Raw genomic sequence first — 7243 nt, 5'->3', positions numbered from 1 at the left:
GATTGGTCCGGGAACGGAGGAACAGATCAATCTTTTCGCGATGGCCATGGGTGCGGGGCTGACCGCCAACCGGATCAAGGCGGCGATCTTCGCCTATCCCAGCTACGCCTCGGACCTCGGGTCGATGGTCTGAGAACAGAAAGAAAGACGGACATGAACGAACGCCTCAAGCCAAGCCACTGCTGCACCCCCAACGCACGATCCCGGACAACCTACGACCTCGCCGTCATCGGCGCGGGTTCGGCAGGCTTTTCCGCTGCCATCACGGCGGCCGAGCAAGGGGCGAGCGTCGCCCTGATCGGCCACGGCACCATTGGCGGCACCTGCGTCAATGTCGGCTGCGTGCCGTCCAAAACCATGATGCGCGCCGCCGAGGCGCTACATGGCGCAAGGGCGGCGGGCCGGTTCCCGGGCCTGACCGGCGACGCGCAGGTGAATGATTGGCGACGTCTGATCGCCGCCAAGGACGATCTCGTCTCGACGCTACGGCAGAAGAAATACGCCGACCTGCTGCCCGAGTATGACGGGATTACCTATTTGGAGGGCGCGGCGCGGTTGAACGGCGCCGGCGTGCTCGTCGAAAACGGCCCTGTCGCCGCCGACAATATCATCATCGCTACGGGCGGACGACCTGCCGTGCCGCCGATTCCCGGCATCAAGACCGTGGCCTACCTGACCAGCACGACACTGCTGGAATTGGAGACGCTGCCCAGGAGCCTGATTGTCATCGGCGGCGGGTATATCGGCGTGGAGCTTGCCCAGATGATGGCGCGCATGGGCGTTGAGGTGACGGTGATCTGCCGGTCGCGCCTGCTGCCGCAGGTGGAACCGGAAGTGTCGGACGCGCTGGCTGCGGCCTTCCGCGCCGAAGGCATCACGCTTCATTGCGGCATCACCTACGATGCCTGCTGTGAAGATGAGACCGGCGTCACCGTCTGCGTCAGCGAAGGCGGCAAGACGGTCGAGCTGAAGGCGGAGCGGCTGCTGGTCGCGACGGGACGCATCCCCAATACCGCAACCCTCGGCTTGGCGGAGGCCGGTGTGGCGCAAGACGCTCGCGGCGCCATCGTGGTCGATGACCACATGCGCACCTCGAAAGCCGGCGTCTACGCGGCGGGCGATGTGACCAACCGGGACCAGTTCGTCTACATGGCGGCCTATGGCGCAAAGCTCGCCGCGAAGAACGCGCTGAATGGCGATAGCCTCGTCTACGACAATGGAACCATGCCGTGGGTCGTGTTTACGGGTCCACAAGTGGCGGGTGTCGGCCTGACCGAAGCGGAGGCGCGCGCGACCGGGCATGAGGTCAAGACGAGCGTCCTGACGCTAGACAACGTGCCGCGGGCGCTGGCCGCGCGCGACACGCGTGGGCTCATCAAGCTTGTGGCGGACGCGAAAACCGACCGGCTTCTGGGAGGTGTGATCATGGCGCCCGAGGGCGCCGACAGCATCCAGACGCTGGCGCTGACGCTCAAGTTCGGCATGACCACGAAGGCACTCGGAGAGATGATCTTCCCCTACCTGACCACTGTTGAAGGGTTGAAGCTGGCCGCCCAGACATTCGACAAGGATGTGGCAAAACTCTCCTGCTGTGCCGGTTAAGCCAGTCCCTCAAACACTATCCCCATCTGCTCCGCCCATGGCCGGTCGGCGACCGAAACAAGGTCGTTCAATGACAGCGCCGGTGGGACGCGCCTGATGACGAGGTGTTCAAGCACCTCGGGTGACAGATAGGCGAGCCGCATCATTCGGCTCACAAACCGGTCGGAGACCTTCTCGGCCGCCGCGATGTCCTGGATCGTGGAAGCGGCGCCCGTTTCCAGCTGCCGCCGCCAGCTCCAGGCGCGGGCGATGGCGCGCAGCACATGAGGGTCTTGTGACCGGCCGTTCCGAACCGTCACCTCGTCGGGCGGCAGGATCTTCGGCCGCCCATTGCGTTTGCGGATCGTCAGGGGGATGACGACCCGGATGGTGTTCGTCGAGTCGGTCATGCGTGGGCCTCCGTCTGGCGGGGCGCCATCATGTCCCGGAGAACCGAGCCCAGCCCGTCGTGGCGCAGATCGACGGCGATGCCGTCTTCGCCGACGGTCACCCGCTCGACCAGAAGCTGGACGATGCGGGTCTGCTCCGCCGGATAGAGCGCCGCCCATAGCTGATCGAACTCGCCGAGCGCCGTGACGACCGCCTTCTGATCGATGGTCGGGCTCTCGTCGCGCAGGGCCTTTATGGTTCGCGCCGCGACTTCGGGTGCGCGGATCATGCGGCGGATTTCGCCGACGACGGCATCCTCGACCATGCCGGCGGGCAAGCGCAGCGGACCCGAGGCGTCTCCGGTCGGGCGGTTTCGGATCAGGTCCATCGACGCGTAGTAGCGGTAGAGGCGCGTGCCCTTCTTCGTCGCGGTCGGCGTCATCGCCGTGCCTGTCTCGGTGAAGATGATCCCCTTCAGCAGGGCCGGCGTCTGGCGGCGAGTATTCTTCGCCCGCAGGCGCGGGCTCTCCTGCAGGATGCTATGCACCTTGTCCCAGAGGGTCTGATCGATGATGGCCTCGTGCTCGCCGGGATAGGCCGTGCCCTTGTGCACGGCTTCGCCAAGGTAGACCCGGTTGTTGATCAGTTTGTAGAGGAAGCCCTTGTCGATCGGCTTGCCGCGCTTGTTCAGCACGCCTTCAGCCGCGAGCGCTTTGGCCAGCGTCGTGGCGGAGCCCATGGCGACGAATCGCTCGAAGATCATCCGGACCGTCGCGGCCTCGGCCTCGTTGACCACCAGCTTGCGGTCGCGCACGTCGTAGCCCAGCGGGACGTGACCGCCCATCCACATGCCGCGCTTGCGGGATGCCGCGACCTTGTCGCGGATGCGCTCGCCGATCACCTCCCGCTCGAACTGCGCGAAGCTCAGGAGGATGTTCAGGGTCAAGCGGCCCATCGAGGTCGTGGTGTTGAACGACTGCGTGACCGAAACGAAGGTCACCTGATTGCGGTCGAAGATCTCGACCAGCTTGGCGAAGTCCATCAGCGAGCGCGACAACCTGTCGATCTTGTAGACCACGATCACATCGATCAGACCGGCCTCGACGTCCTGAATGAGGCGCTTCAGGCCGGGCCGTTCCAGCGTGCCACCGGAGAAGCCGCCGTCATCGTAGCGTTCGCGAATGGTGGCCCAGCCTTCCGCCTTCTGGCTCGTCACGAAGGCCTCGCAAGCCTCGCGCTGGGCGTCGAGGCTGTTGAACTCCATGTCGAGCCCTTCCTCGCTCGACTTGCGGGTATAAATGGCGCAGCGCTGGCGGCGCGGAACGACCGCGACGGCTTCCTGATGACGGCTCATCGGTCGTCCCTCCGCGCCTCGCGCAAGCCGAAGAAGCGGTAGCCGTTCCACTGCGTGCCGGTGATCGCCCGCGCCACCGCCGAGAGCGACTTGAACTTGCGCCCCTGCCAGTCGAAGCCGTCCTTCATCACCGTGACGGTGTGCTCTACCCCGTCCCATTCGCGCACGAGGCGGGTTCCGACCACGGGGTTGCGGGGATCCGCGATGATCGTCTTGCGCCCGGCCCGGCCCTCGATTTCGTCAGCCAGCAAGTCCAGCGTCCGCCGCGTCTCGCGGGACAGGCCGCCGAGGGTCAGTTCCTGGACCCGGTAGCTGAGCCTCAGCTCGAGGTAACTGCGGCTGTTGTTCGGAGCGGGGGTGCCGAAGATGCTTTCCCACTTCGCCTTCAGCTCGACCACCGTCATTCGTTTCAGCGCTGCAAGCTGCGTGACCACGCTCGCGTCCGCCGCGTCGCGTTCGCCCACCCGCCATGGCGCGGCGTCAGTCTTTCTCTTTGTTCCTGGCATTATTGCCCTCCAACTCGGTTGCTCGGTTTGCGACGACCAACACGGCGTTTGAGGGCGAGAATGTCGAATGAACTGTCTTCGCCAGGTGCAGATAAAGAACTGGACTGTTCCGGCAGTATACGCCTCAGCCCCGCGGCAAAAATGAACGCGAGTTCATCGAGGCGTTCGCCCGTCGACAGACGGACGGGCAGCAGCGGGTTCGGGCCAGATCGGGCGTCTTGCATGAGACCGTTCGCAACAGAAGATGACTGGCGAAACGGTAGTCGCAAAACGACGATATGCAATCATATTCAATGACTTATCGCTTTTCTGCGGAATCATTAGAAGCAGATCGAAGCCGTTCGTCAGGCCTTTCCAGCGTGAACATCTGTGCAAGTCGCCCGGAGCGGCGCTGCCCGCAGCATTGTTGGGTCGTTACATCGAATCATCACGGGTGAACTGGTCGTACGCGTCCCAGGGCGTATCCTCTTCGATCTCACAAACATCGAAGGCGTCATCGAACTGGAGAATGGTCAGAGACATGTCGAGAAACTCGGACACCATCGCCAATTCGCGCACTGGCTCCGAGCCGCGGCTGAAGTTCCAAACGCCGTTCGGCCGGGCGACTGGCCTGTCCGAAACGAATCCTCTTTCGGCAGCGCCGATGGCGGCCAGCGCGTCATCCGGGATCGGCATCCCCGATCGAACGAAGATCCCGCTCTTTAGGGCGGCTTTGCTGGCGCGTCCCCATTTCGCGTGGCCGTCGCGCGCCACGATCATCGCCGCTCGCCTATCCGTGAAATCGATCCACTTCCGGCAAGCGGCGATCAACGACACGCCGTAGCGATCCGTGACGTGGTTCAGGAGATCGACGGTCATCTCGTGTCCATCGACCTGAGCCCGATAATCGTCGAGCGGCATAAGCAGGAAAGACGCGAACGTGTCGGCTTCCTCCTCCCGCTGCTTCTCCTCCTCCTGCCAGCTATTGGGAAGCAGTGGTTTGCACTGGAAATCGCAATCGCGATCGAGAATGCCCGAATTGTAGTCTTGGGCGGTCAAGGTCGGGCGATGAAGCAGATAATGACCGAATTCATGCGCGAGTGTGAACCGCACCCGGCCCCGATACCGCGGATCGTCGTTGTAGACGATGTGCCATTCCGGCCTCTTCCTGTGTGGCCTGAGCATACCCTCGAAGCCGGGTAGATCCCCGCCCACGATCTTGGTGATCGGATCCTCGTTGTTTTTGGAGACCTCGCGGGCAAGCGCTTCGACGTCCACCGGAAAGCGGTCCTCTCCCAGAACATGACGTAGCAGGATCGAAAGACGGTTCGCCTCTTGTTGAGGGGATTTGCGCTTTCCATTGCTCATTAGTCGTCGTCCAACGCGTCCAATATGCGACGGAGTCGCTCTTTCGATGGAGCATCCATCTTCTTGTATTTTCGGAAGAATGCGATGTCCTCTGCGTCTTCTTCCTTCTCTCCGTCACCTGCCAGCAGGTACTCAACGGTGGTGTCGATTGCGGTTGCGATCAGAGCAAGTTTTTCCGCCGAAGGGCGCGCGACGTCCTTGTTCTCGATCTCCCACATGTAGCTCTTGCTGGATCCGACCCTTTCGGCGAGCGCCTCCAGGGTCAGTCCTCGCTTCAGTCTGAGCTCGCGAACGCGCTCTCCCAAGGGTGTTGGCACCGGGTGTTCTCCTGTTTGTCCGCCGGGTTCGTTATCGCGATACATCTAGTCCTTGACACGCCGTACCTGCAATACCTATCTTGCGCACAAGTTCGTAGTAACGAACCCGCTTTCGCGCTTTCACGAGACAGGAGGCCGTCATGGCTAAAGCAGGTAACGGTTCGGGCACCCATCACGTGGTCCCCAATCCCAATGGCGGATGGGATGTCCGCCGCGGCGGCGCCGAGCGCGCCAGCGGGCACTTCGACACGAAGCGGGAGGCGATCGACCGTGGGCGAGAGATCAGCCGCAACGCCGGGACGGAATTCAAGATCCACAACCAGGATGGCCGGATTGGCCAGTCCGATTCCCACGGGAACGACCCCCGCAACATCAAGGGCTAAGGAGATCGGCCATGGCCTCAGTGACGAGTTTCATCCGCAACGTGCCTGCCTCGTCGCTGCAGGCCTATTTCCACCACACCGGCATCGAGCTTCCGACCGAGGTCGATTGGGAGGCGCCCGAGCCCGAGGTGGTTCGCGTCACGCTTCGCGCCGTTGACGAGATGGACGACGAAGCCCGCGCCCGCATCGTCAATGACGCCGAGCGGGTGAGCGCCCTGGCCGATGATGCGGGGCAGACCGCACTCTACAGCGTGATCGACGACCGCACGGTGCTCGATGATCTGGCAAATGGCCATGCACGTTCGCTCTGGATGTTCCTGAACGAACCGGTTCGGTTCCGCCATGCTGAGGAGGTCCGTTACACCGATGAGCGGCGCCGTGGTCGGAGCTGGGACGGGTTCATCGGCGAGCCGAACCTCGATCTGCGGCGGGACGAGGCATCCATCGATGCCTTCAAGACGGCACTGCGCGATCGGTTCGCTTCCAACAACATCCACATCGACATCTTCGGGCGCTATCGGCCGACCCTCGACGGCGAGGATTGCGAGCTTGTCCAGATCGCGATTTACCGCGAAGGCCTCCTCGACGATTTCCTGGCGTTCGATGACGCGGGAACGCTCGTCCGCCGCGCCCGCCGTCCCGTCTTCGAGGCGGCCATGACGTATGAACCGGCGACCGGCGTCATCGAAGTCGTCGCCAACGACCGCGAGAGCCGCGAGGAGATGGTCCGCTTCATGGCGCGCGACCTGCTGGGGATCGAGTTCCAGAGCGAGAAGGTGCCCTTCCGCACCTACGACCTCGCAGTTCTGCTTCATCCTTTCGATTTTCCGACCGACCCGGAGGATGGGATCGAGTCCGTCGAGGTCAAGCAGCTGCGTCTGATGCCCATCGACAATGTGGGCGAGCGCGTCACGCTGGAATGTCTTCGGAAGGCCGACCGCACTATTTGGAGCATGTCGGCGGAGCGGTTCGGCGCCAACGATCCGCTGGCTGGCGGTTGGGTGGCGACACAGGCCAAACTCTCCATCAAATTCCATCCCAAGGGCGATGCCAAACGCGGTCGGACGCTGCCGTTGACGATCACGATGCCGCATGGCTGCAATCTCAAGGACCAGACCGAAGAGGAGCAGCTGATCGGCGAGAAGTATCTCCGGCGCTGGGGCATCCTTTCCGGAGACGGCGGTGTCGTCGTCGATTGATCGGAGGGCGGTTGATCTGCTCCTCTCAATCGTGGAGAGCGCGGATGCCAAAGTCGCCGGCGCCGTGCTCTCCGACTATCACGCCAACAGCGCGGGGAAATTGCTGGCGGCGAATGTGCTGCGTCTGGATGGCCATAACGCGGCGGCCGCCTCGCTGGCTGATTTC

Annotated in this window: 8 protein-coding genes and 1 pseudogene; 4 read left to right on the top strand and 5 right to left on the bottom strand. The window is 63.2% G+C overall.

The features are described from left to right. Window positions 1-153: 153 nt before the first annotated feature. A complete protein-coding gene (gene merA, locus M2A_RS16715) occupies window positions 154-1602 on the top strand; it encodes a mercury(II) reductase (RefSeq protein ID WP_045449878.1) in 1449 nt (482 codons plus the stop codon). On the opposite strand, the gene M2A_RS16710 is transcribed toward merA, so the two are convergent. The 5 genes from M2A_RS16710 to M2A_RS16690 form a co-directional block, all read right to left on the bottom strand. Beyond that, window positions 1599-1991: a hypothetical protein gene (locus tag M2A_RS16710; RefSeq protein WP_045449876.1), complete on the bottom strand. Its 393-nt coding sequence runs from the start codon at window positions 1989-1991 to the stop codon at window positions 1599-1601. The genes merA and M2A_RS16710 overlap by 4 nt on opposite strands. Beyond that, entirely contained in the window at window positions 1988-3325 is a 1338-nt protein-coding gene (locus M2A_RS16705) for a recombinase family protein (RefSeq protein ID WP_045449874.1), read from the bottom strand. The genes M2A_RS16710 and M2A_RS16705 overlap by 4 nt, the downstream gene beginning before the upstream one ends. Next, window positions 3322-3831: a DUF2924 domain-containing protein gene (locus tag M2A_RS16700; RefSeq protein WP_081875721.1), complete on the bottom strand. Its 510-nt coding sequence runs from the start codon at window positions 3829-3831 to the stop codon at window positions 3322-3324. Before M2A_RS16700 ends, M2A_RS16705 begins: the two co-directional genes overlap by 4 nt. A 414-nt stretch (window positions 3832-4245) precedes the next feature. Further along, the gene (locus M2A_RS16695; RefSeq protein WP_045449873.1) at window positions 4246-5178 is read right to left on the bottom strand and encodes an ImmA/IrrE family metallo-endopeptidase; all 933 of its coding nucleotides are present in this window, start codon (window positions 5176-5178) and stop codon (window positions 4246-4248) included. Then, complete coding sequence (locus M2A_RS16690) at window positions 5178-5540, bottom strand: helix-turn-helix domain-containing protein (RefSeq protein ID WP_045449872.1); 363 nt, start codon at window positions 5538-5540, stop codon at window positions 5178-5180. Before M2A_RS16690 ends, M2A_RS16695 begins: the two co-directional genes overlap by 1 nt. 95 nt (window positions 5541-5635) lie before the next feature. On the opposite strand from M2A_RS16690, the gene M2A_RS16685 reads away from it, so the two are divergent. From M2A_RS16685 to M2A_RS18095, 3 genes and pseudogenes are all read left to right on the top strand, one after another. Continuing rightward, a complete protein-coding gene (locus M2A_RS16685) occupies window positions 5636-5878 on the top strand; it encodes a DUF2188 domain-containing protein (RefSeq protein WP_045449871.1) in 243 nt (80 codons plus the stop codon). A gap of 11 nt (window positions 5879-5889) precedes the next feature. Continuing rightward, window positions 5890-7077: a hypothetical protein gene (locus M2A_RS16680; protein ID WP_045449870.1), complete on the top strand. Its 1188-nt coding sequence runs from the start codon at window positions 5890-5892 to the stop codon at window positions 7075-7077. After that, window positions 7061-7243, top strand: a pseudogene (locus tag M2A_RS18095) (hypothetical protein); the annotation flags it as partial. The gene M2A_RS16680 and the pseudogene M2A_RS18095, both read left to right, overlap by 17 nt.

Source organism: Tepidicaulis marinus (assembly GCF_000739695.1).
Taxonomy (GTDB): domain Bacteria; phylum Pseudomonadota; class Alphaproteobacteria; order Parvibaculales; family Parvibaculaceae; genus Tepidicaulis; species Tepidicaulis marinus.
Note: the sequence above shows the minus strand (reverse complement) of the source record. Positions and strands in the feature narration are given on the sequence as shown.

Bases quoted from the DNA above. Each gene is read 5' to 3' on its own strand.
- merA (WP_045449878.1), top strand. From the start codon at position 154: ATGAACGAACGCCTCAAGCCAAGCCACTGCTGCACCCCCAACGCACGA.
- M2A_RS16710 (WP_045449876.1), bottom strand. From the start codon at position 1,991: ATGACCGACTCGACGAACACCATCCGGGTCGTCATCCCCCTGACGATC.
- M2A_RS16705 (WP_045449874.1), bottom strand. From the start codon at position 3,325: ATGAGCCGTCATCAGGAAGCCGTCGCGGTCGTTCCGCGCCGCCAGCGC.
- M2A_RS16700 (WP_081875721.1), bottom strand. From the start codon at position 3,831: ATGCCAGGAACAAAGAGAAAGACTGACGCCGCGCCATGGCGGGTGGGC.
- M2A_RS16695 (WP_045449873.1), bottom strand. From the start codon at position 5,178: ATGAGCAATGGAAAGCGCAAATCCCCTCAACAAGAGGCGAACCGTCTT.
- M2A_RS16690 (WP_045449872.1), bottom strand. From the start codon at position 5,540: ATGTATCGCGATAACGAACCCGGCGGACAAACAGGAGAACACCCGGTG.
- M2A_RS16685 (WP_045449871.1), top strand. From the start codon at position 5,636: ATGGCTAAAGCAGGTAACGGTTCGGGCACCCATCACGTGGTCCCCAAT.
- M2A_RS16680 (WP_045449870.1), top strand. From the start codon at position 5,890: ATGGCCTCAGTGACGAGTTTCATCCGCAACGTGCCTGCCTCGTCGCTG.